The organism is Sediminibacillus terrae (genome assembly GCF_009602435.1).
GTDB lineage: Bacteria > Bacillota > Bacilli > Bacillales > Amphibacillaceae > Sediminibacillus > Sediminibacillus terrae.
This window is the reverse complement of sequence record NZ_VZDQ01000011.1, coordinates 173682-196698: the sequence shown is the minus strand read 5'-3', so window position 1 is coordinate 196698 and position 23017 is coordinate 173682. Positions and strand designations below refer to the sequence as shown.

The 23017-nt window shown below is 43.2% G+C and carries 21 protein-coding genes; 14 read left to right on the top strand and 7 right to left on the bottom strand.

Annotated elements, in window-relative coordinates; translation table 11 throughout:
- The first annotated feature begins 4 nt into the window (after positions 1–4).
- Positions 5–1330: a TrkH family potassium uptake protein gene (locus tag F6X55_RS03515; RefSeq protein ID WP_153461987.1), complete on the top strand. Its 1326-nt coding sequence runs from the start codon at positions 5–7 to the stop codon at positions 1328–1330.
- 85 nt (positions 1331–1415) lie between these two features.
- Here F6X55_RS03515 and F6X55_RS03510 read toward each other — a convergent pair whose 3' ends face one another.
- Both F6X55_RS03510 and F6X55_RS20020 read right to left on the bottom strand, forming a co-directional pair.
- Entirely contained in the window at positions 1416–2630 is a 1215-nt protein-coding gene (locus F6X55_RS03510; RefSeq protein ID WP_026571900.1) for a Bcr/CflA family efflux MFS transporter, read from the bottom strand.
- Positions 2631–2805: 175 nt separating this feature from the next.
- Positions 2806–2952, bottom strand: coding sequence for a hypothetical protein (locus F6X55_RS20020; RefSeq protein WP_162832884.1), 147 nt, complete (start codon positions 2950–2952; stop codon positions 2806–2808).
- A gap of 1141 nt (positions 2953–4093) precedes the next feature.
- Between F6X55_RS20020 and F6X55_RS03505 the strand changes: the two genes are divergently transcribed.
- The 6 genes from F6X55_RS03505 to F6X55_RS03480 all read left to right on the top strand — a co-directional run bounded on the left by F6X55_RS03505 (position 4094) and on the right by F6X55_RS03480 (position 11548).
- Positions 4094–5065, top strand: coding sequence for a Gfo/Idh/MocA family protein (locus F6X55_RS03505; RefSeq protein ID WP_153461985.1), 972 nt, complete (start codon positions 4094–4096; stop codon positions 5063–5065).
- 356 nt (positions 5066–5421) lie between these two features.
- Positions 5422–8229: a UPF0182 family membrane protein gene (locus F6X55_RS03500; RefSeq protein ID WP_337189815.1), complete on the top strand. Its 2808-nt coding sequence runs from the start codon at positions 5422–5424 to the stop codon at positions 8227–8229.
- A 126-nt stretch (positions 8230–8355) separates the two neighbouring features.
- Entirely contained in the window at positions 8356–9231 is an 876-nt protein-coding gene (locus tag F6X55_RS03495) for an AraC family transcriptional regulator (RefSeq protein ID WP_153461983.1), read from the top strand.
- Between the two features lie 92 nt (positions 9232–9323).
- On the top strand, positions 9324–10331 hold the full coding sequence (locus F6X55_RS03490) for a phosphotransferase family protein (protein ID WP_153461981.1): 1008 nt from the start codon (positions 9324–9326) through the stop codon (positions 10329–10331).
- Positions 10332–10430: 99 nt separating this feature from the next.
- The gene (locus tag F6X55_RS03485) at positions 10431–11012 is read left to right on the top strand and encodes a bifunctional transcriptional activator/DNA repair enzyme AdaA (RefSeq protein WP_026570713.1); all 582 of its coding nucleotides are present in this window, start codon (positions 10431–10433) and stop codon (positions 11010–11012) included.
- Entirely contained in the window at positions 11009–11548 is a 540-nt protein-coding gene (locus F6X55_RS03480) for a methylated-DNA--[protein]-cysteine S-methyltransferase (protein ID WP_153461979.1), read from the top strand. The genes F6X55_RS03485 and F6X55_RS03480 overlap by 4 nt, the downstream gene beginning before the upstream one ends.
- 688 nt (positions 11549–12236) lie before the next feature.
- On the opposite strand, the gene F6X55_RS03475 is transcribed toward F6X55_RS03480, so the two are convergent.
- Both F6X55_RS03475 and F6X55_RS03470 read right to left on the bottom strand, forming a co-directional pair.
- Positions 12237–12803: a DUF4256 domain-containing protein gene (locus tag F6X55_RS03475; RefSeq protein WP_153461977.1), complete on the bottom strand. Its 567-nt coding sequence runs from the start codon at positions 12801–12803 to the stop codon at positions 12237–12239.
- A 163-nt stretch (positions 12804–12966) separates the two neighbouring features.
- Complete coding sequence (locus F6X55_RS03470; RefSeq protein WP_153461976.1) at positions 12967–14049, bottom strand: nitric oxide synthase oxygenase; 1083 nt, start codon at positions 14047–14049, stop codon at positions 12967–12969.
- Between the two features lie 159 nt (positions 14050–14208).
- On the opposite strand from F6X55_RS03470, the gene F6X55_RS03465 reads away from it, so the two are divergent.
- The 4 genes from F6X55_RS03465 to F6X55_RS03450 all read left to right on the top strand — a co-directional run bounded on the left by F6X55_RS03465 (position 14209) and on the right by F6X55_RS03450 (position 17155).
- Positions 14209–15396 carry a class I SAM-dependent methyltransferase gene (locus tag F6X55_RS03465; protein WP_237648589.1) on the top strand — a complete coding sequence of 396 codons (1188 nt, stop codon included), beginning with the start codon at positions 14209–14211 and terminating at the stop codon, positions 15394–15396.
- Between the two features lie 193 nt (positions 15397–15589).
- Entirely contained in the window at positions 15590–16096 is a 507-nt protein-coding gene (locus F6X55_RS03460) for a GrpB family protein (RefSeq protein ID WP_153461974.1), read from the top strand.
- A 66-nt stretch (positions 16097–16162) separates the two neighbouring features.
- Positions 16163–16666: a nucleoside deaminase gene (locus F6X55_RS03455; protein ID WP_035426755.1), complete on the top strand. Its 504-nt coding sequence runs from the start codon at positions 16163–16165 to the stop codon at positions 16664–16666.
- Between the two features lie 36 nt (positions 16667–16702).
- Positions 16703–17155 (top strand): GNAT family N-acetyltransferase, encoded by a 453-nt coding sequence (locus F6X55_RS03450; RefSeq protein WP_153461971.1) that lies wholly within the window; start codon positions 16703–16705, stop codon positions 17153–17155.
- 63 nt (positions 17156–17218) lie between these two features.
- Here the strand turns inward: F6X55_RS03450 and F6X55_RS03445 are convergent, their stop codons facing one another.
- Entirely contained in the window at positions 17219–17824 is a 606-nt protein-coding gene (locus F6X55_RS03445) for a cupin domain-containing protein (protein ID WP_153461969.1), read from the bottom strand.
- Positions 17825–17920: 96 nt separating this feature from the next.
- On the opposite strand from F6X55_RS03445, the gene F6X55_RS03440 reads away from it, so the two are divergent.
- Complete coding sequence (locus F6X55_RS03440; RefSeq protein WP_237648588.1) at positions 17921–18457, top strand: nucleoside/nucleotide kinase family protein; 537 nt, start codon at positions 17921–17923, stop codon at positions 18455–18457.
- Positions 18458–18582: 125 nt separating this feature from the next.
- Entirely contained in the window at positions 18583–18906 is a 324-nt protein-coding gene (locus F6X55_RS03435; RefSeq protein WP_153461967.1) for a nucleoside triphosphate pyrophosphohydrolase, read from the top strand.
- A gap of 223 nt (positions 18907–19129) precedes the next feature.
- Here F6X55_RS03435 and F6X55_RS03430 read toward each other — a convergent pair whose 3' ends face one another.
- Positions 19130–19918, bottom strand: coding sequence for an SDR family NAD(P)-dependent oxidoreductase (locus F6X55_RS03430; RefSeq protein WP_026570702.1), 789 nt, complete (start codon positions 19916–19918; stop codon positions 19130–19132).
- A gap of 26 nt (positions 19919–19944) precedes the next feature.
- Positions 19945–20958, bottom strand: a complete 1014-nt coding sequence (locus F6X55_RS03425; protein WP_153461966.1) for an AraC family transcriptional regulator — start codon at positions 20956–20958, stop codon at positions 19945–19947.
- Positions 20959–21482: 524 nt separating this feature from the next.
- On the opposite strand from F6X55_RS03425, the gene F6X55_RS03420 reads away from it, so the two are divergent.
- Positions 21483–22880 carry a right-handed parallel beta-helix repeat-containing protein gene (locus F6X55_RS03420; protein WP_153461964.1) on the top strand — a complete coding sequence of 466 codons (1398 nt, stop codon included), beginning with the start codon at positions 21483–21485 and terminating at the stop codon, positions 22878–22880.
- The last annotated feature ends 137 nt before the right edge of the window (positions 22881–23017 follow it).

The following is a 23017-nucleotide window of genomic DNA, read 5'->3' as shown; positions in this document are numbered from 1 at the left end:
TGCCATGACAATGAAGAATGACCTTGTTAATATCAGTCCTCCCAGATTTTTGCTGGGTATTTTCATCCTGTTTATTTTTATTGGAACTGTTTTGTTGAAACTGCCGATTGCGACCAACGAGTCGATAAGTACTCTGGACGCCTTGTTTACTGCTGTTTCGGCAATGACCGTCACAGGTCTTTCTGTTGTTGATACTGGTGCCGTATTCACGACTTTCGGCGAGTTGGTCATTCTGTTGTTGATTCAAATCGGCGGCTTGGGGATCATGACGTTTGCGGTTTTGATCTTTTTAATGATCGGCAAGAAAATCGGTGTGAAAGAAAGGGTGATTGTAACACAGTCATTAAATCAAACATCCCTCGGCGGTGTGGTGTCTCTAGTAAAGAAACTCTTTATTTTTTCAATCGTGATGGAAAGCATTGCCTTTCTGTTGTTATCGATCCGCTGGATTCCGGACATGGGATGGAAGCAAGGTCTATATGCTGGTTTCTTTCATTCTATCTCTGCCTTTAACAATGCTGGTTTTTCCATTTGGTCTGACAGTTTAACCCAGTTTGCGGCAGATCCAATTGTAAACATTGTGATATCGATTTTATTCATTATTGGCGGACTTGGGTTCACGGTGATTTTTGACTTGTGGAAAAAAGGAGATCCGCACAGCTTACGTCTGCATACCAAATTAATGCTGATTGGCACCTTTTTGTTGAATAGCGTTGCGATACTGGTCATCTTACTATTAGAGTATGATAATCCGGGAACATTGGGTAGTCTTTCTGGATTGGATAAATTGCAAGCTGCTTACTTCCAGGCAGTGACACCCAGGACAGCAGGTTTCAATACGGTCGACATAGGGAGTATGAATGATTCCACTTTATTTTTCATTGTTTTGTTGATGTTTATCGGGGCGGGAAGTGCTTCTACTGGCGGAGGAATCAAATTGACCACTTTTTTGGCCTTGATTTTTGCGGTATTTGCCTTTTTGAAAGAAAATGACGAAGTGGTGATGTTCCGCCGTGCCGTTAAATACAATACAATCGTCCGTGCTTTGGCTATTACCGTCATTGGTTTAGGATTGATTGTCACCGGTATTTTTATTTTGAATATAACCGAAGATGCCACCTTCATATCCATTGTGTTTGAAACGGTGTCAGCGTTTGGGACAGTGGGCTTATCGATGGGGCTCACTGCCTCGCTGACCATTGTTGGGAAAATCACCATCATCCTGGTTATGCTGATTGGAAAAATAGGTCCACTCACGTTGGCTTTTTCTTTTGCCCATTCCTCACAGGCGAAAATCAGGTATCCAAAAGAAGACATTCTGACAGGTTGATTCTTGTTAGCCTGTAACATAGAAAGGGGCTGTCCATTGAGTAGAAAACACAATGGACAGCCCCTTCAAAAAGGGAATATTTCAGTTAATTTTCCGTTTTTGTTTTAGCAGGCTTCTTTGTCAACGTAAAGAAAGCGCTGAAACCGATAAAGGAACTAACAAACAGAATCAATCCCATCGGTACTGCAGATGTTTCATCAATTCCTACAAGCGGGGAGGCAACGGATCCAATCAATAGAGGAAGCAATCCCAATACTGCACTTGCGCTGCCGGCGCGATGACCTTGATGCTCCATTGCAAGTGTAAACGAACTGGTCAACGTCATTCCCATGGTGGTCATGTAAATGAAAATGGCAATGACCAGTAATGCGAGCGGACCTTCTATGATACTTATGAACAAGATAAGTGCTGTCGCAGTAGCGGCGGTGCAAACTGCGATTCGAAGTAAATTCCGTTCATGGATGATACCGCCAAAACGTCCGACAATCGAGCTTCCAGACATAATCGCCAAACCGTTTATTCCAAACAATATACCGAAGACTTGCGGGGAGACTCCATAGATTCCCTGGTACACGAACGGTGTCCCGGATACATAGGCAAAACTTCCACCGTGGACAAAACCTACAATAATCGCATAGCCGATAAACGAGCGATCCTTAAACAAACTCCCCATCGTTTTCACGGTATTTCCTATGGAGCTTGGAATCCGCTTCTCGGGCGGCAAAGTCTCTTTCAGGCGGAAAAATACCGTGGACACAATCAATAATCCGAGAAGACTCAGAAAATAAAAAATCGTGTGCCAGCTGGCAAAAGGGAGCAACAAAATGGCTCCGCCTGCCATCGGGGCGATCATCGGCGCGGCTGCGAGAATCACCATTAACAAAGCATAAAACTTGGTCAGTTCTCGCCCGGTAAATACGTCCCTTACAACGGCCCGTGAAAGGACAACACCTGCTGAAGCAGTCATCCCTTGTAAAAACCGGGCAGCAATCAATGTGAGAATATTGGGTGCAAACGCACAAAGCAGGGATGCCAGGGCAAAGAGTGTAATCCCTATTAAAAGTGGTTTCCGTCTCCCGACCGCATCGCTGATCGGTCCAATGATTACCTGGCCAGTAGCCAATCCAATCAAACAGGTCGTCAAGCTTAGCTGGACAAGCGAAGCACTTGCATTCAAGTCGGAAGCGATATCCGGAAAGCTGGGCAAATACATATCTATGTTCAGCGGCCCCATAATGGCAAGCATTCCAAGTAATAAAGCGAGCGAAAGACGCTCTTTTCCGGTAGGATTTTGCAGCATGAATACCAAACACCTTTCATCTAACTATCGATCTGTATTTCTAATCATCAATAGATTATAGTCTAATTCAGAAAGGCGTGGCTGTCCATTGAATCAACCTGTGTTTTCGGCATTCCTGGCTGAAACAAAAAACAGGCAGCTGCCGGAGGATACCGGCCAGCTGCCTGTGCTTTTTCTACATTAAATCATAAACGGATTCTTCTAAATAGAGCCAGTGGTAATATTCCACTTCCGCGTCCGTCATGTTGTTCACTTCGTTTTCATTAAGGGCTGCCAATTCGCATAAATCTTGTTCCAGATCATTCCGAAGGGCTTGGCTCATTGTAAAGTCTCCTTTTTATAAACAGTTTTGTTTTTAGGTTATTAGTTTCTACTTACTATATATCTCATTCTGCGATAAATAAAATATCATTTTTAGATTGATTTTCTCCGTATGATGCTAAAGTGATATTTAAAGATTATTTGAGACACTTTAAGCAGTTTACCTTTCTTATAGGAAGAGAATTAGGGAAAGGATGAACGGCCGCTAATTTTGAGAATTGATTCTAAAAGATTCTCACTTTTTGCACAAATTGTATAAACTGCGACATTGAATTCGCCTTCCTAACTTCCTGCATTTATTAAGTTGGAGTTCGACGCTGCGGAAATACCCTGCGCTTTCCGCGGGCGGCTGGTGAGCTTCCTCGAGATAACGCTCTGCGGGATCTCTCCGAGGCCTTTGCTCCCGCAGGAGTCTCCGGCTATTCCTCCGCTAGGAACAGATTCCTGTTTAGAAATGGGTGTACTAGACATTTTTTCTTGATTTCGCTTGGTAATATAAGAAGGTCTTATCAAAAGACATAGCTAGGGAAACAAGCAGAAAGTCCAAGAGAAGGAGAAAAGACGGATCCCTATTGCTTTTGATGAAAAGAAGAACATATTTCCTGACAAACGTTTCTAAGAATGGCTTGTTTAATCTCAAGGAAAAAGTTTATACACTTGCGATTGTCCCCATGCTTCTTAGCGTAGGTAGCATACGCAGACTCCTGCGGGAACAGCGCGAGCTGAAGATCCACTTGGTAAAGCGATTTTCTTTACCAAGTTAGCTAAAACCGTGCCCGCGGAAAGCGAAGTATGCTACCGAAGCGGTGGTTCACACTCTTTTTGAATAGGCAAGGCAGTATCTATCAACTGTAAAAAGACTAAGACGCATAAAGTCTTGGAGAAGAATTTAAATGAAAGGCAAAACAAAAGGGAAAGGAAGCGCCTTCATTGACTTTGTCTATATAGGGGAGTTATACTTTTCATCAAAGGTATCCATCCTTGCATGATTAGCAAGGGACATTTTCGGGGCTTTACTAAATCGATTTAGTAAAAAGTGATAATAAGAAAGAGCATTCTTTGACCTCAGGAATTGCAAAAAATGCACATCTATTTGAAAACGCTTCACTGACGTGGAGAGAAATCTTTAAGGGGGATGGACATTGACACAACTAAAATGGGGAATTCTTGGTCCAGGGACAATTGCCCGGGAATTTGCGGTCGCGATAAACGAAGTGAATGGAAAAATCGCCGCAGTGGGAGGAAGAAAGCTGGAAAAGGCCCGGGATTTCGCTGAAGACTTTAAGATCGACAATGTTTACGGCAGTTACGATGAATTATTGCAAGATGAGGAATTGGACATTATTTATATCGCGACTCCGCACACTTTTCATCACCAATACATTATGGAGAGCCTTAGACGTAATAAGCATGTTCTTTGTGAAAAATCGATTACCGTCAACTCCAAGCAACTCAAGGAAATCGTCGAGTTGTCTGAAGAGAAGAATCTGGTGGTCGCAGAGGCCATGACAATATTCCATATGCCGGTGTACCGAAAAGCAAAGGAAGTCTTGCAGTCTGGCAAACTGGGCAAACTACGAATGATTCAAGTTTCACATGGGAGTTACAAAGACCCTGATCCTGCCAATCGGTTTTTCAATCCGGACTTGGCTGGCGGGGCGATGCTGGATGTTGGAACGTATGCCTTATCGTTGTCGCGTTTTTTCCTATCCGAGCAGCCGGACTACGTAGAAAGCACAGTGAAAAAATTTCAAACCGGTGTGGATGAGCAGGTGGGTATTCTGTTGAGAAACAAAGCAGATGAAATGGCAACCATTTCGATGACACTGCGGGCAATCATGCCGAAAACGATTTTGGTTGCAGGGGAAGAAGGATATATTAAAGTCGATGACTATCAACGTCCGACCAAGGCGACGATTTATTACACACAAGAGGATCGAACAGAAGTTATTGAAGCTGGTGAATCCGCGAAAGCATTCCATTACGAAGTGGAAGCGATGAACGATTACGTGGCGAATAATCGCAACAGTGATACATTGCAATTATCGGTCGATGTCATGAAATTGATGGATGAAGTCCGTAAACAGGGCAATGTCCGTTACTCGTTTGAATAAATAAGGGTTTGAAGGCACTGCATGGAAGAATATTCTGTGTGGTGTTTTTTGTGTGGGGTATATTTACTCATCCAGAAGTCGATGGAAACATAATCCGGTTGAAAAGACCTTGAAGGTTGACCCAAAACCTGCCCACTGTATAGCGGGGGTTAAAAACGGTGTTCAGCCGCTTATCACTGGCCGGCTGGTTTGGTGATTTTTGTGGTTGGATAAAAAATGAAACCAAAACAGCCAGTGTTCCGTAAGAAAAGGGGAGGAGAAAAACGCAATCGACTGCCTACAACTTCCGATGAGGAGAGCGGCTTTATGGTAAGATGGAGGTAGTGTGCAAATGAAAGGTTTAGAGGGGGAGAAGATTGGAAAATCAAACGTTTAACATGAATACCCATCAGAAGGCGAAGCTGAAAAAATTCGGCGGATTCTTCGGGAAATTGATTGGTTTCCTAGTGATACTATTGATTCTGGGCGGGTTGTCACTGCACTGGATCACCGATTATATATGGATGGATTCACTCGGGTTTCAACAGGTGTACACAACGATTCTCGGCAGCAAGATACTGCTTGGCGTGATCGGGTTTGTGGTATTTGCAGCATTGACTTGGATAACGGCAGCATGGATCCGCAAATCTTTCTTGAAACAATTTAATCCATCGCAGCTGCCGGCGTTGATTCGCAGCAAACGATTGAGCATTTTTACCATTTTAAGCATATCCTTGTTTGTCGGATTTATCGGAAGCAGTATCGTGCAGGGATTCGGGTGGGAGCTTTGGCTGAAGTTTCTTAACCATACTTCTTTCGATATAAAAGATCCGCACTTTGGCATGGATGTTTCGTTTTATATGTTTGTTTTGCCGTTTATTAAATTCGCGGTGAATACATTGATCGGTTTGGCCTTCTTTTTGTTGCTTGCCGAAATCGGGGCTTATTCCGTTTTCCATATGTATCGGATCAGCCGTTCAGCGCAATTGCAATTAGGTGTTACCCTGGGCAGCATCGGATTGTTGATGGCGGTTTCCCATGTTCTGGAACCATATAGCACGATGCTGACCAATAAGGTCAATTTATTCCAGGAAAGCGTCGTACATGGCATGAGTTATACCGACAAAGTTATCAACATTCCTGCATCCTATGTCATGGCAGCTGTTGCGGTAATCGGCACGGTGTGGGTGATCGTCTCGCTTATACGCGGTCGGTTGAAGGCGATGTTGATTCCGATTATTGCTTATATGGCGATTGGCATCCTTGCAGAAGGAACTTCTATCATTGTGCAAAACTATGTCGTGTCGCCTAATGAATTTTCCAAGGAAAGCCCTTATTTGGAGCATAACCTGGAATTTACGCGGGCTGCTTACGATCTTGATAACATTGAAGAATTTGAACACCCGGGGAACGAGTCACTCGATCAGGCAATGGTGGAACGCAATGAACCGACAATCAACAATGTCCGGATCAATGATGCAAGACCGATTCTCGATATATATAATCAATTGCAAACCTTCCGGACTTATTATCAATTCAATGACATCGATATCGACCGTTATCAAATCGACGGCGAGTATCAACAAGTCTTTCTGGGTGCAAGGGAATTGAATACCGTCGATCTTCCTTCTCAGGCAAAAACATGGGTGAACGAAAACCTGCGTTATACACATGGTTATGGCATTGCGATGAGTGACGTCAATCAAATCACTTCGCAAGGCCAGCCGGAATACTTACTGAAAAATGTCCCTTCAGAAGGTGCCATGGAGATCGAGAGACCACAAATTTATTTTGGGGAAGAAAACTATGATAATGTCATCGTGAATAGTGAAGTGGATGAATTCGACTACCCAGCCGGCGATGAAAATATGTCGACCAGGTATGAAGCAGATAAAGGGATCGCATTATCCGGTTTAAACAGGCTGTTGTTCGCCTTGGACGCTGGTTCGTTCAGGATGTTCGTCTCCGATCAGTTGAACAGTGACAGCCAGCTGTTGGCAACACGTAACATCATGGACCGGGTCGAACGGATAGCGCCTTTCTTGGAGTATGATGAAGATCCTTATATTTTCGTTCGCGATGATGGCAGCATGGCTTGGATGATCGATGCTTATCTGACTGCGGATAGGTATCCCTATTCCGAAGCCCATCAAGACGATGAAAGCTATATCCGAAACTCGGTAAAAGTGACAGTGGATGCATACAGCGGGGAAGTCAACTTTTATGCAGCCGAACCGGATGAGCCATTGCTCCAAACATATCAGAAGATGTTCCCTGATTTGTTTACAGAGCAAATTCCGGAGGATGTAGCGGCGCATTTCCGGTATCCAATCGATATGTTTAAAATACAGGCCAAAATGTATGGTACGTATCATATGTCCAATCTGGAAGTATTCTACAACCGGGAAGACTACTGGCAATTTCCGACCGAGAAATACTTCAATGAAGATGTCGAAATGGAGCCGTATTATATCACGATGAAGCTTCCGGAAGCGGAAGAGGAAGAATTTGTGCTAATGATGCCATATACCCCGCGCAACAGACAAAACATGGTGGCCTGGATGGGTGTCAGAAACGACGGAGAAAATTATGGAGAGACATTCGTCTATCGTTTTCCGAAGCAGCGTAATGTATATGGTCCACAGCAAATTGAAAACCGGATCAATCAGGATAGTACGATTTCACAGCAGTTGAACTTATGGTCTCAGGGTGGATCGGAAGTCATCCGTGGAAATTTGCTGGCCATTCCGCTGGAGGATACGGTCATCTATGTGGAACCGATTTACATCGAGTCATCCAACGAAACATCGCTTCCAGAAGTGAAACAAATCATTCTTGCCTATGGTGACGAAATCGTCATGGAACCTACTTTTGATCAGGCAATGGAGCGGATGCTTGGTTTGATTGACCCGAATGTCGAACTTGATGAAGGAGAAGGCGGCACGGACGGCAATGATCAAGTAGATGAAATCATGGGATCGAAACAGATTTTAGAAGAAATTTCTTCCTTGTTCGATCAATATCAGCAGGAAATGTCTGAAGGTAATTGGGAAAAAGCTGGTGGAATCATGTCGCAGATCGAAGAACGGTTGAGTGAAAGGGAAGACGAACAAGCAGAGACAGAAGGAACAGAACAGACGGAGGATCAATCGGAACAAACTGGAGATGAGGACCAGCAAGAATGATGGAATGGAGCTTCCTTAGGGAGGCTCCTTTCTTGTAGCTGTTGTGAGTCCTGCAATATGGTGCACGGATAGTCGGGTATCGGTTTTCTTTTCCTGCTATTCTTTAGGAGAAAGGAGGGGCATCCTTTGGATTCATTAAAACAAATGAATGTGGCAATGAGGTATATTGAAGATCATTTGACAGAGGAAGTGGTTATGGAGGAAGTGGCAAGGCAGGCATTATGTTCGGAATATCATTTCAAGCGGATGTTTTCTTTTTTGGCGGGAATTTCCCTCTCTGAATATATTCGCCGGAGACGTCTGTCTCTTGCTGTGTTCGACCTGCAATACGGTCAGGAAAGAATTATCGATATTGCTTTGAAATATGGATACCAGTCGCCGGATGCATTTACAAGAGCTTTTCAACATTTGCATGGTATCACCCCTTCAGCTGCCAGAAAAATTGGCCATTCCTTAAAAGCTTATCCACCGATGTCCTTCCAGCTTACCATTAAAGGAGGAAGCGAAATGGACTACAGGATTGAAGAAAAACCGGCATTTCGTATTGTCGGGATTACCAGGAGAGTCCCTATTGTTTTTCAAGGAGTAAATCCGGATATCGCTGCAATGTGGAAGTCGTTGAATCAGGAACTGATCGATCAAATCAAGGATTTATCCAATGTGGAACCGTACGGACTTATTCAAGCGTCGACCAACTTCTCGGATCGGCGCATGGAAGAAAAAGGGGAACTCGATCACTATATTGGTGCTGCGACTACCAACGCTTGTCCTGGTAACCTGGCAAAGCTTGAAGTGGCTGCGGGCATGTGGGCAGTATTCAGAGCGGTCGGTCCGTTCCCGGAAACATTGCAGAACATATGGGGACGGGTCTATGCGGAATGGTTTCCGTCTTCTGGTTATCAGCAAAGACAAGGGCCGGAAATTTTGTGGAATGAGAATATGGATACCGATGCACCGACATTTACCAGTGAAATATGGATACCGGTGGAAAGAAAAAGGTGACACATCAAAGAGGGCTGTTTTATCAGCTCTCTTTTAAATTTTATATGGTAAACTAGACAAAAATATGGCTGGAGAAGGAGTGTGAAATAAAGATGAAAACTGGTTGGGAGCGGTCGACCCCGCTATTAGTGCCAAGTCTTGAAACCATCCGGAAGTTGCCGATTCCCATTTTCAATGGCAGGGAATTGACCAGCATGACGCTCTTAAATGGGGGATTGAGCAATACGAATTTAAAAATCACCACCAATACGGAGGAAAGATTTGTACTTCGTATCTACAGTAAGCAAAATACTTCTATTGAAATGGAAAGAAATATTTTGAAGATGCTGGAGGAACGGATTCAAGTACCCCAAGTCCTCTATAGTGATTCCTCATGCGCGGGACTGCAGCATCCCTTTATAATCTTAAGCTGGATGGAAGGTGTACAGCTTTCTGAGTATATGCAAAACGGGAAAAATCAGGATATTGCATCTTTGGCAGCTGAAGTTGGAGGAACACTGGCAAAAATTCATCACATCCATTTTCCGGATGGAGGCTTTTTTGATGACAGCTTGAACATTGAGGAAACAGTCAAATTGGACAAGAACAGTTTTATGGAATTTATAGAAGGAAGTCTTGTAACGGGATATGGATGTAAACATCTTGGCAAAGATACTTGCGAGGAAATACTCACCTTTGCCCGGGAACATACCAGTTTACTTGATTGTCTCAGGGAACAGGACTGTCTCGTTCACGGTGACTTCAATCCGTTAAACATACTGGTGGATACTCAAAAACACGGTTGTACGATTAGTGCCGTTCTTGATTGGGAGTACGCTTTTAGTGGGTCTCCGTTATTCGATATCGGAAATTTCCTCCGCTATGAAAGAATAGAAGATTCTAATTCCATTCTACCTTTCATTACCGCGTATCAGAAAAACGGAGGGAACTTGCCCGAAAAATGGTTGCAGCAGGCAAAACTATTAGATTTAATCGCGTTAAGCGAATTGGTAAACAAAGAAGTATGCGGGACGGCAAAATCGAAAGATATCAAACGGCTCATGCTGAAGATGATGACAGAGTGGGAAAAATATGATGCAGTACAATCAAGTTACGTGTGACTGCAAGAAACATTTTCTGTATATCATTATCTTGCGCTTCCATTCGGATGTCGTTTCAATCCTGTTATTTTTCGTTATAATGAATCAAGAGGTGATGAAATGGCCAGCCGAAATTCAACTTTCATTCCTGAAGCATGGTGGAATGCGATTATAACGAATAATGCCAGCTATGATGGTGTGTTTTATTATGGGGTACAAACTACCGGGATTTTTTGTCGCCCTTCCTGTAAATCCCGAGTACCCCTGCCGGGAAATGTCCGGATTTTTTCATCTGCCAAGGATGCATCGGCAAAACAATATCGGCCTTGTAAAAGATGCAGACCAGATCAGCCTTTGTTGCCGGAAGAAAAATGGATAGAGGAAGTAGTCAACTGGATCGACTGTCATCTCCATCGAAAAATAACGTTGCGCGATTTGGCAGAAGCTGTCCATGTCAGTCCTTATCACCTACAGCGAACCTTCAAACGAAGAAAAGGGAAAAGTCCTCAAGCATATATCCGGGACGCCAGGATGGATAAGGCGAAGGAATATTTGGCAACGACAGAAAAATCGGTCGATACCATCGGGACGGAAATAGGACTGAAAAACACTGCTTACTTCATCAAGAAGTTTAAAGAGGTCGCCGATTTAACACCCGCAGCTTATCGGATTAAATATAAGAGGGAGGGGGCTCTATCTTGAAAACCGGACAGCCACAGACAGTCTCTTTTTCTTTATTTGAGGATGGCAAGTGGAGATTGTATCTCGGCGCAACCGAAAGGGGTATATGCTATGTCGGTTCGCCCGATGCATCATTAAACGAGCTGAAAGAATGGACGGATAAACGATTGCCTCAAGCGATCATGAAAGAAAACAACCAGTTGCTTGAGCCGTACAAGCAGGAACTAAGCGATTACTTCCGTGGGAGGCGAAAAAGTTTCACATTTCCGGTCGATTTGCATGGCACCGCTTTTCAAAAGGCAGTTTGGGAGGTGTTGGGTCGAATCCCTTATGGCGAAACATACACGTATGGGCAGGTAGCAGAATTGATCAGGCGCCCGAAAGCGGTACGGGCCGTCGCTGCAGCCATAGGCGCCAATCCAGTTATGATCCCTATTCCTTGTCACCGGGTCATTGGAAAGAATGGCAAGCTGACTGGTTTTCGAGGAGGACTGGATATGAAACAAGCTTTGCTGCGATTGGAACAGTCGTCGCTTTCCTGTGAAACCATAACTTAACTTTATGAGAGAAGAAAGATAATTCCCATAGACAATAGTGGTTCAGAAATAGAGGAGTGTAGGCTAAATAACAATTTAAACAGAACGAAACTGGGACCAAAGCATCGTGACTAAAATAAAAGTTAACCGTTCTACCCTTCTCTTATGAATCGTGCAACGTTCCACTCCGGCAAGGCACTTCGCTTTCCGCGGGCACGGCTTCAGCTAACTTGGCAAAGAATCCCGCTTTGCCAAATGGATCTTCAGCTCGCGCTCATCCCGCTGGAGTCTACGTAACTTGCCTCCGTTGAATGGAGATTGTTTTTCTTCTGACGTGATTTCCGTGTTGCCGATTGCCGTTATAGGGAGAAAGCTGAGTCGCATGGTAACCGGGAGTGCTTCTTTATTCTTTTTATCTGTTGGTTTGCACCTTCCAACTTCTGAAGAATAAAAGAATCCCCTATTTTTTCGTCTTCGTCACTGTTAGATATCTATAAGCCAATAGAAGAATACGGTTCTATTCATTTTGTCTTTAGCATGTGGAAATCAGACCGCGAAAACGTAGCGAAGGCACGATACGGAGACACCAATGGGAACAGCACGAGCTGAAAATCCCGCAAGAAAGCGGTCGGTTTTTACTTGGTAGCCATGCTTTTATCCCAGCCTCGTTCTGTATTGTAAAAAGAAACTGAATGTGTCTTTCTACAGTTCAAACCCTCAACGATCCACGAAATCCTCTCGCACCATAGTAGGATTCTGCTCCATTGTGATACACGAAGACATGGCCGTAACGCCGATCGCAAAAAAGGGCACCGCCTCGTGCTCGTATATCCTTCGGTGTTTGGACCCAGCTGGATGTTTTCAAATCGAATTCGCCAAGTTTCTGCAACGCTCGATATTCCTCTTCGGTCAACAATTCTACACCCATAGAGACAGCCATATCGATGGCGGTATTTTCAGGTTTGTGTTTTTTCCTGGATTCCAGTGCTTCACGATCGTAACAGACACTCCTGCGTCCTTTAGGGCTTTCCTTGGAACAATCATAAAAAAGGTATTCGTCCTTCTCCAAATCATACCCCACAACATCCGGTTCGCCGCCAGTACTTTCCATTTCATGCAATGACCACATTTTCTCCGTATCGGCTTCGAGCTTTGATTGGACGTTGGCCCATTCAATATCTTCATGCCGGTTCAAGTTATTCTCAAAACGTGCTTTCAATACGCTGAGCAATTCTTCCTGTTGTTCGCGGGATAACGTTTTATTTTTTCCTGGCAAATTCGTTTCCTCCTTCTTGCTTTTATGTAAAGACTAAACACTTTGAATACGACTCCATTTGTAATTCGATAAAAAATGAATATAATCCTTTTTTGTTTAAACAAATAATCCGAGTGAAGGTTATTTTGTGTTCTTGGCTGTGTGGAAATGCGATTTTGATCTTTCAGTAAGGCGCTGGTTGATAAAAGTAATTGGGAGTCTTCACTTCATCGTTGTATTTATTGTGAAAGACATGCGTCGATGCAGGTGAAACGGGAGGAATCAGCCAGGACCAACGCCCGGTGACATCCCTTCCATTTGCCGCTTCTTTTTGTTCAAATGCGTGGAATTGCTGGGCGGCGGTATGGTGATCGACGATGTTGACGCCAGCACGCTTGAAAGAATCGAGAACAGCTACATTCAATTCAACGAGTGCTTTGTCCTTCCAGAGAGAAGCGTTGGAGCTCGTATCCAGTCCGATCGCTTTGGCGATTTTGGGTAAACAATTGTAACGATGGACATCCGCCAAGTTGCGTGCTCCGATTTCAGTACCCATATACCAGCCGTTGAACGGTGCGGCTTCATAGTTTATACCGCCTATTTCCAGCCGCATGTCCGAAATAATAGGGACAGCATACCACGTGATTCCTAGCTCGTTTACTTCCGGGTAGTCCGGATGGTTGATGGCCACTTCCTTTACCAAATCAGTGGGTAAGTCGGTCCAGTATGGCTCTTGGCTGCCGACCTGGACGACCAATGGCAGCAAATCGAATTCTGTCCCTTTTCCTGTCCAGCCCAATTTCTGACAGGCTTTGGTGAAAGCGATCGAAGATGAATCACCGATGATTCCTTCTTCCGTTTGATAACCAGCATAACGGATCAGCTGATGATTCCAGATCCGGACATTTCTTCCGTCGATGGTTTCCTGTTTGAAGATGGTAATGGTAGGTCGTATCTTTCCCTGATTGGTGGCGAACTGAATATGTTCGAACAGTGCTTCCATAATCGTCTCTTCCTTCTCTAGATCACGAGCATCGATGACATGGAGCCTGTCCCAGAACAATCTGCCGATACAACGGTTGGAGTTCCTCCAGGCCATCTTCGCCCCATGGACTAATTCTTCTTCCGTATGCTTGTAGGTTCCTGTTTGGGCAATCTCCTGTTCGACTGATTGAAGTCGTCGTTCCGTTTCTATTTTTGTTTTCCCCAGCTCCTGATGACAATCAGAAATAAACTGTGCGGCTTCTGTATATATATTCTCTCTCACTCTGACGCCTCCAGACGTATGAACTAGCAGTCTTCCTTTATTTTAAGTGACTGCCTGCTGCAAGGCAACGACTTCACGAAACCGTCATAATTGCGGGGACAAAGGATTAGGAGGATAATGGGAACAAAATGATGTAATAGGAAGGAGACAATCGAGAGCATGGGATTATCCATGAAAAAATCATTATATAAAAAGCTATTGGAAAACTTATCGACAGATCCATTCACCGTTACATTTTGGGATGGCACCGTCAAACAATACAATCAAGGAGTTCCTGTTTTCCATATTGCCTTTCATCGCCCGCTCAGCACCAAACAGCTTACAGAGAATCCGATGCTGGCGTTCGCGGAAGGGTATATGGATAAAAGCATCGAGGTGGACGGGGACTTAGAGTACATCATCGAAAGCATCTTCAACCAGCAGGGAAGTATTCTCGATCAGCCCCTCGCATTGAGGGCGTTAAATAAATTTAAATCGACCGGCAGAAAACAGTCGAAAGACAATGTAGCCCACCATTATGATTTGGGCAATTATTTTTACAAGCTATGGCTCGATGAAACAATGAATTATTCCTGTGCTTATTTTGAATCGCCGGATGACAGTTTGTATCAGGCGCAGAAAAATAAAACACACCACATTCTGAAAAAACTGAACCTGCAACCAGGACAAAAGCTGCTGGATATCGGGAGCGGCTGGGGCTATTTACTGATAGAAGCGGCTAAAGAATATGGTGTAGAGGCGCTTGGCGTCACGCTGAGCGAGGAACAATACAAACAAACGAAGCGCCGCATTGAAACAGAGGGCTTACAGGGACAGGTAGAAGTCAAAGTGATGGACTACCGGGAATTAATCCATGAAGGGACAACGTTCGACCGGATTGTCAGTGTCGGCATGCTGGAACACGTCGGCCATGCCAACATTCCGACATTCATGGAACATACCAATCGGCTGTTGAAAGACAAAGGCGTAGCTCTCTTGCATTGTATTACCGGCTTGGTCGAAGTGGAAGGAAATGCATTCTTGAACAAATATATCTTTCCGGGCGGACAAATTCCCTCGGTCCGTGAACTGGTCGACGAGATGAGTCAGAATGACCTGCGAATCATCGACATGGAAAGCCTGCGTCTGCATTACACGATTACGCTCAGACATTGGAAACGCAATTTTGAAGAAAACCTGGAAACGATCAGCCAGCAGTTCGACGAACGGTTCATCCGTATGTGGCGGCTTTATTTGAATGCTTGTGCGGCCAATTTCACCTGCGGGATTTCGGACCTTCATCAATTTTTGGTGACCAAGGGTCCGAATAATGAACTGCCGATGACAAGGGAGTATTTATATGAGTAAGGATAAATCTGCGGATATCCGTTGCTTTCTTTATGGCGACACAACTTTTCTGCTAAAAGTGTCCGCAAAGTATTGGAATCTGGGAAAAATGGAGTAAAATGAAAACATATAACTAGAGAAACGGAGCGATACCAGTGTGATTTCCTGTGGATGATCAAGAGACAAAATCGAATAGACAGGAGGAAGCATTGGCATGGTGGAGTATGTTTATTTTGCGCCGGAAATTACTTTCAGGGAAATAGCCGATAAGGTGTATGCAAGGCACCGGAAGCTTATTCGAGAGCAACTCCCACAGGCTGACATTCACTATATCGGGAGTACAGCTGTGAGAGATTCTCTTACCAAAGGGGATGTCGATTTGCAGGTGCGCGTCGACCAGCAAGACTTTCCCGAAGCGAAAAAAGCCTTGCAAGGTATGTACGACGTTAATAAGGGAAGCTTCCGAACTTCTTTCTTTTGCGGATTTGAAGGGGAGGATGTGTTGCCGGTTGGCGTGCAGCTGACTGTCATAGAATCCGAAGCTGATCATTTTTTGAAAACGACGGGCTTCTTTCAAGCTCATCCGTCCTATAACGAAGCATATGATCAATTGAAGAAACAATTCGACGGTAAAGAGATGGAACATTACCGCAATGCAAAAGCGGAATTTTTAACCGATATTTTGGCCAGCGATGCTTACCAAAACTATTTAAAGAAGTAGCAACTTACACCAGGACGGCAGTCAGCAAACGATTGCCGTCTTATTTTATGGAGGGAGGAGCGGGACATGAATACTTCCACAAATGACCGAATGTTTTTAACCATGGCATGGGAAGAAGCAAAATTGGCTTTGGAAGAGAATACATATCCGGTGGGGGCCGTTATCGTAGATGAACAGAACAAGGTGATTGCCAAGGGAAGAAACCGTGTCCATACAGATAAAGATGCGACAGCCCACGCGGAAATCGACGCCATCCGAAATGCCGGGCAGGCAATATTGGATGCTAAAGTAAGCGGGAGGGCATTGACCATCTACAGTTCGCTGGAGCCTTGCCCGATGTGTACCGGGGCGATTTTGTTTTCGCATATCAGGAGGGCGGTCTGGCTGAAAAATGATGAGGATGGATTTGGCGGTTACCGGAAAATAAAGGAGACAATGGTTTTCAATCGCCGTTTTTCCAGCGTGAAAATGGAGGCGGAGCCCTTCGACGATTTAAAGCATCAGCAGGAAACGCTAATGGACAAATGGGCGGACAATCCGCATCATGTTATCAATTTGCGAAAAGCTTGAGGGAAGAAGAGCTATTGCGAGAAAGGGGAAAGCTGGATGGATTACCAGGTGCGGTTTCTTTTGAAGTCCGATCTACTGAATTGCTCTGAAATGTACACAGATGTATTCAACCGTCCCCCATGGAACGACGGTTGGGAACAGGAAAAGGCGCAGGAACGGCTGACCGATATTTTTTATCAACCGAAGTTTATCGGATTAGGTGCTTTTACAGAAGCCGGCGTGTTGGTCGGCTTTTTGCTGGGCTATTCGGAGAAATGGGTGAAAGCAAACCATTTTTATCTGAATGAGATGTGCATCAAATCAGCCTATCAAGGACGGGGGATTGGTTCCAGCTTAATAGAAGCACTGGAGAGCCATTGTACCGATAACGACATCGATAGCATTTATCTGCTTACTTCCAGGGAAGGACTTGCGGAAACTTTCTATAAGAAAAATGGCTTTGAGAATAAAGCGGGTATGGTGATGATGGCCAAGCGTTTAACGGATTAAACAAGGAAGAAGAAAACGGAAAAAGATATAGGCACCGCCACACGTCTATATCTTTTCCCTTTTCTAATAATAGGGATAGTAAGGAAAAGACGGATAGTATCCTTGTTGGCCATATGCGATATTCGGCTGGGTACTTTGCTGGCAATCTTTGTATGGTCCGATGTAAGTGGACGGATGGATAGGGGCGATCGTTTTCTCCCATTGGCGCTGATCCAGGCAATACGTGTGGGCCATGACATTGGCTGGGGTGAACTTCAGTAAGTCAGAACCAAGAATCACTTCAGGAGTCGGAGCGTCAAAAATGGCCAGCAGATGGGTATTGTCGACCGTCGCCATTTCATAATGCCACCAGCCCTGCGGCACGTTGGCCACCTGGCCAGGTGTGATTGGATAATTAAGTATTTCCTTTGTATAGGGATTCATGATCGAAACAGTCGCTGCGCCTGTAATGCAATACACGAGCTCTGCAGCATTTTGATGGTAATGCGGTTCGACGACATTCGTCCTGCTTAGGAAAATGTCGAGCAACGAAACGTTTTCCAATGTATTGAGTTGTTCAATGCCCAAAATATTTATTAAATTTTGGTTGTCTTTTTTGAACAAATTGCTTTTATTCACATCGAACGTAAACTGAGCAGAAGGGGATGTGTAATCGACATTCGGGTTCATCCAGTTCACCTCTTTAAAATTTTAAGAGCTTTCTTTCGTATGTTATGCCGTAGGGAAAAATGGGTGAATGTCATGATTGCAGAAGGAGGGATTCCCATGAAAAAATCTTTAGTCATTGCCATCTCGGCGGTATCCGGAGGCGGCAAAACAACGATTGCAAATGAACTGGCGTGTCAATTGTCAGCAGCAAGCATTTTGCATTTCGATGAATATGCCTTCGAGGGACCTGAAAACCTTGCAAAGTGGGCAAAGGAAGGAGCAGATTACAATGCTTGGAATCTTGCGCCGTTGCTTGAAGAAGTCCTGCTTTTGAAAGAAAAATATGATCACATCCTTCTGGATTATCCTTTTGCCTATCAAAATGACCGGATGAAGGATGTTATTGATGTCGCCGTCTATATCGATACTCCCTTGGATATCGCTTTAGTGCGCCGAATGTTAAGAGATTATCAAGAAGGATCCGCTACGGAAATAAAAAAAGACTTGTCACATTATGCAACTTACGGAAGAGAGGCATATTTGGCAATGGAACACAAGATCAAGCCAAGCTCTGACATCGTGATCGATGGAACCCTTTCGAAAGAACAAATCACGCAACACATCATAGAGGAAATAGACAAGTTCAAATGGTAATTGAAATGAATGTTGCTGTTAGAAATTTTCCATAAAACTTCATGCTAACACCAAATTTTTTCTAGTAATATAGCATTATAGTTGTCATCATTTAGCAGCAATTAGCGAAAGAGAGGGAGTTACAGTTGCCCACCTACCATAAACTAGTCCGGGATTATATACCACAAATCATCGAACAAAACGGAAAAAACTGTTCAACAAGCATCCTGTCTGATCAGGAATACATAGCGGCCTTGAAACAGAAAGTGAACGAAGAAGCGGAAGAATTGGTCACTGCTGAAACGAAGCAGGACATCATCGAGGAAGCTGCGGATATACTGGAACTGTTGCACGCGATAGCGGAAGTGAACGGGACTTCCATAACAGAAATAGAAAAAGAAAGGAAGAAGAAAAAGGCGGAGCGTGGCGGGTTTAAGGAGCGGGTGTTCCTTTTAGAGGTGGATGATTGAAAAGGAAAATAATGTAGCTGAACTTAAAACAGCAAAGAAGAAAAACAGTGAGGAGAAAAGACTAAGAAAGGCCTTCTTGAGGTGAAGGTTTTGAAAAAGTAAACACTCCGAACCTGCCGAAACTTTGAGAGGCCCGAAAAATTCGGAATGTTTACTTCAAAGGTAAGTACTGCACGAGAAATATAACGAATTGAATAGGCTTCCCTACTGACTGCTCTTTTGATCAAAAAATGGTAGGGACCATTCCTCCATCCATGCGGATTGGGGAGGCTCTAAAAGCCGAAGCATAGGGGCTGCATAGGAATGCAGCTAGTTTTCCTATTTCAATCGGTCTGATAAATCGCTGTATTTCGGAATGGGGCAAATTATTGATCATGAATTGTTTTTCTTTTTCTGAGAAGGTTATGTTTTCATCTATGTACATACCCTCTATTATATTCTGTACATTTTCAGAAAGCGTTGGTCCAGGTAAAATCGTATTGACGGTAACTTCTGTTCCTTTTGTAAGGATAGACAAGCTTTTTGCCAATGATAGCAACATTGACTTTGTCATACTATACTGAGGCATTTGTCCAGAGGGCATTACTGCCTCTTCACTTGCAATAAAGATGATGCGACCATCATTATTGTCCAGCATTTTTGGCAGGTAATGGTTACATAATCCATTTGCGGCCAATACGTTAGTTTCAAAGTACTTTTGCCATATTTCATCCGTAACATCCTCGTATTGCATGATTTCGTAAATTCCCATATTGTTAACCAGAATGTCTATATGGGGGAACCTTTTAAATAATTCCTCTCTTTGTTGAACATCCACAATATCGGCCGCAGCATTTTGAGGTGAGGTCAGCGGGGATTCTGATTTGATTTCCTGGATAGTCCGTTCTACCTCCTCATAATTACGTCCATTTATGAGAACATTGACGCCCTCTTTAGCCAATTCTTTTGCTATTGCTTTACCTATGCCTTTTGTTGAGCCTGTTACTAAAGCGGTTTTATGTAATAATTCCAAGATACACGTCTCCTTTAAGTTAGTTATCAATGTAGTTCGTTTATAAGTGCATGTTCAGCACGCCAATTTAAAGGGGTCTCACCTTCCCAGCTGCGGAAGGCTCGATAAAACGAGCTCTGATCTTTATATCCAACAAGAAATGCCACTTCTTTAATGTCTAAAGCGGGATTAGCCAAATACTGCCTTGCTTGTTCTTGACGAGCTTCCTTTAGCAGTTCCTTAAAGCTGGTGTTTTCTTCGGTAAGCCGGCGCTGTAAGGTACGTTCGCTCATTCGCAGCTCACTTGCTATATCATGTATGTCGAGTCGCTTTCCGGTTAAATTGCGTTTCACAATCCACTTAACTATCTCCGTTGTAGAGTGACTATGTCGCTGCTCTTCCAATGTTTTCTCCAACACTGGTGTTAAGATCCCTAGTAATTCAGAGTTGTAGGAAGTAAAAGGGCGATTAAGGTCACTTCTTTCCAATGTTAGCCTATTACGTTCTGCTCCAATGTGGATAGGGCAGCCAAAGTATTCTTCAAGCGCCTGTACTTGATTAAATGACTGTGTAAATTCTACTGATTTCGCTTTAATAGAATAGCCGGTGCCTCGTCGTCCTAGTTCCAGCAAAAAAGCAAGCGTAGTTCCAACAAGCAGGGGTGGGACGGCTTGTTCAGTATCAAAGAATTCCAGTTCTATTGCACAATTCGTGCCTTCTTCTCTCATACGCAATTTTTCAGGAGGACACATTTCTTTATAGCGAGCCATTCTTTCAAGGGCGTCTCGATAATTACGGGCATGGTAAGCTACCAGTACAGGTGGGGGATACTGCGTTGTTTCAAAAACTGTCGGAAGTTGCAGCATTCCATCTTCCATGCCACCGATGATATCGGAATACGCTTGCCATAATGCATAATATTGTTCAACGGTGACAACTGGTTCAGTGATTACAGTAAGCTGCATTTTTGCTTTCTGAACCAAATCATGAGTATTAATTCCAAGTTTTTTTAGCCCGGTCCATAGTCCATCGGGTATTCTAACACGAGTATTTCCAGTCATTTCTAATACACCTCTCTATCTATCAGCACATCCAACTAGCTCTGTTAACGGGATAGTTATTTCATTTTACTTTATATACTGTTTTTCTGTAATTAGCAGGGGGCGACAATCCATTTGCCAAAGACGCCATAAACAGAAATTCTATTGTAATTATAACAACTTTAATTGTAGGACCTTATGATCCGCTTAAAGCCACTTTATCTAAAAAGAACCGGGAAGGTTTAGAGAATATAAAATCATATTAGTTGAGAAAGAGGTTAAGGATGGTTTTAAAGTAAATAGCGGAATGAGAATCCATCTAATCGAATAGACTCTGATTAACACTCCTCAAAAGTATGTCGACCTTTGCCAAGGACCGATTGAAGTAGAAAGGCTTGCTTGGAAAAGGCAGTGTTTTTACCATTTCATTCCCGTTGTGTTGATGAGAGAGAAACTTATGAAGCCGTTTAGACATATTGTCTAAACGGCATTTTTATGCTTTAGTATGAAATGAAAGTTACGAACTACTATAAAGGAATGATGAAATGAAAAAGATGATTCTTTACCTCTTGGCAGCAGCAGCCATTTTACTTGTTTATGCTTTTAATCCAAAAGATTCAACACAGGATAAGGCTGTATACGTTGCGACAAATGGGAATGATCAAAACGATGGGACTGCATCAAAACCATTTCGCACACTAAAGAAAGCTGCTTCAGAAGCAAGAGGGGGGACGACTGTCTACATAAAAGAAGGCACCTATAATGAAAGGCTGATTGTTAGGTATAGTGGAACAAAACGAAAACCAATCGTGTTTAAAGCTTACAATCAAGGCAAGGTTGTTCTTACTGGTGAAGACGTAAAGAATGTAGAGGAGGATACGTCCCTTGTTAACATAGACAATAAAAATTACATCACGATTAGTGGACTCATTATTCAAGATTTAACTACTAAGCTAACGAATGGAACTGTAATTGGGATGTATGTAACAGGCTCAAGCAGCCATATTACGCTAGAAAATAATGTTGTACGAAAAATAGAAACGCACGCAGAAGATGGGAATGCCCATGGGATTGCTATATACGGAACTGGCCCGATGAAAGATATTCATATTATAAATAATACAATAGAGGATTTAAAACTCGGGTGGAGTGAATCACTTGTTCTTAACGGGAATATCGATGGTTTTAATGTTGAAAATAACGTAGTTCGCAGAAATGATAATATCGGGATCGATTTAATTGGTCATGAAGGTATATCAAATGATCCAAAAGCCGACTATGTTCGGAATGGTATCGTTAAAAATAATGAAGTGTATGAAATATCCTCGTACGGTAATCCAGCATATGGAGAAGAATATAGTGCCGGTGGAATTTACGTCGATGGCGGGAAAAGGATAACGATCAATAAGAATACTATTTATAATTGTGATATCGGAATTGAGGCAACCTCTGAGCATGCAAAACAGAATGCTGATAAGATTCAAATAAGCGACAACATTGTGTATAACAACCACTATGCAGGAATATCGATTGGTGGATATGATGAAAATCGGGGAGGAACGATAAACTCTTCCATTACAAAAAACATCATCTATCGCAATGATACGAAAGGGCTAGCAGGAGGGCAGCTGCTATTACAGCATGATATAAAAAACAATGTGATAGAAAGGAATATCCTAACCGCTGGGTCATCTCGCATTTTTATTGCAAACTACTTTACAACGAATCATGGAAATGTTCTAAGAAGAAATGTCTTTCATAAGGAAAAGGGAAAAACAGGTCTTTGGGTATGGAAGGAGGAAGAATTTACTTCTTTTCATGATTTCAAACTCAATTCAACTAGTGATTCACAATCAAGTTACTTGGATCCAATGTTTGAAAATGAAACCAACTATGATTTCAGATTGAAAAAGGAATCGCCTGCAAAAAATATTATAGAATGAATAAATTCAATCCTGATGATGGTGTAAACATCGGGGTTTTTTTATTCATAGAATATGGGGTCACAAAATTATTTGTCATAGAAAGCACGACAGAGTTTGGTCTCATTATCGTTGAATCAATATTTAAGTCTATTATG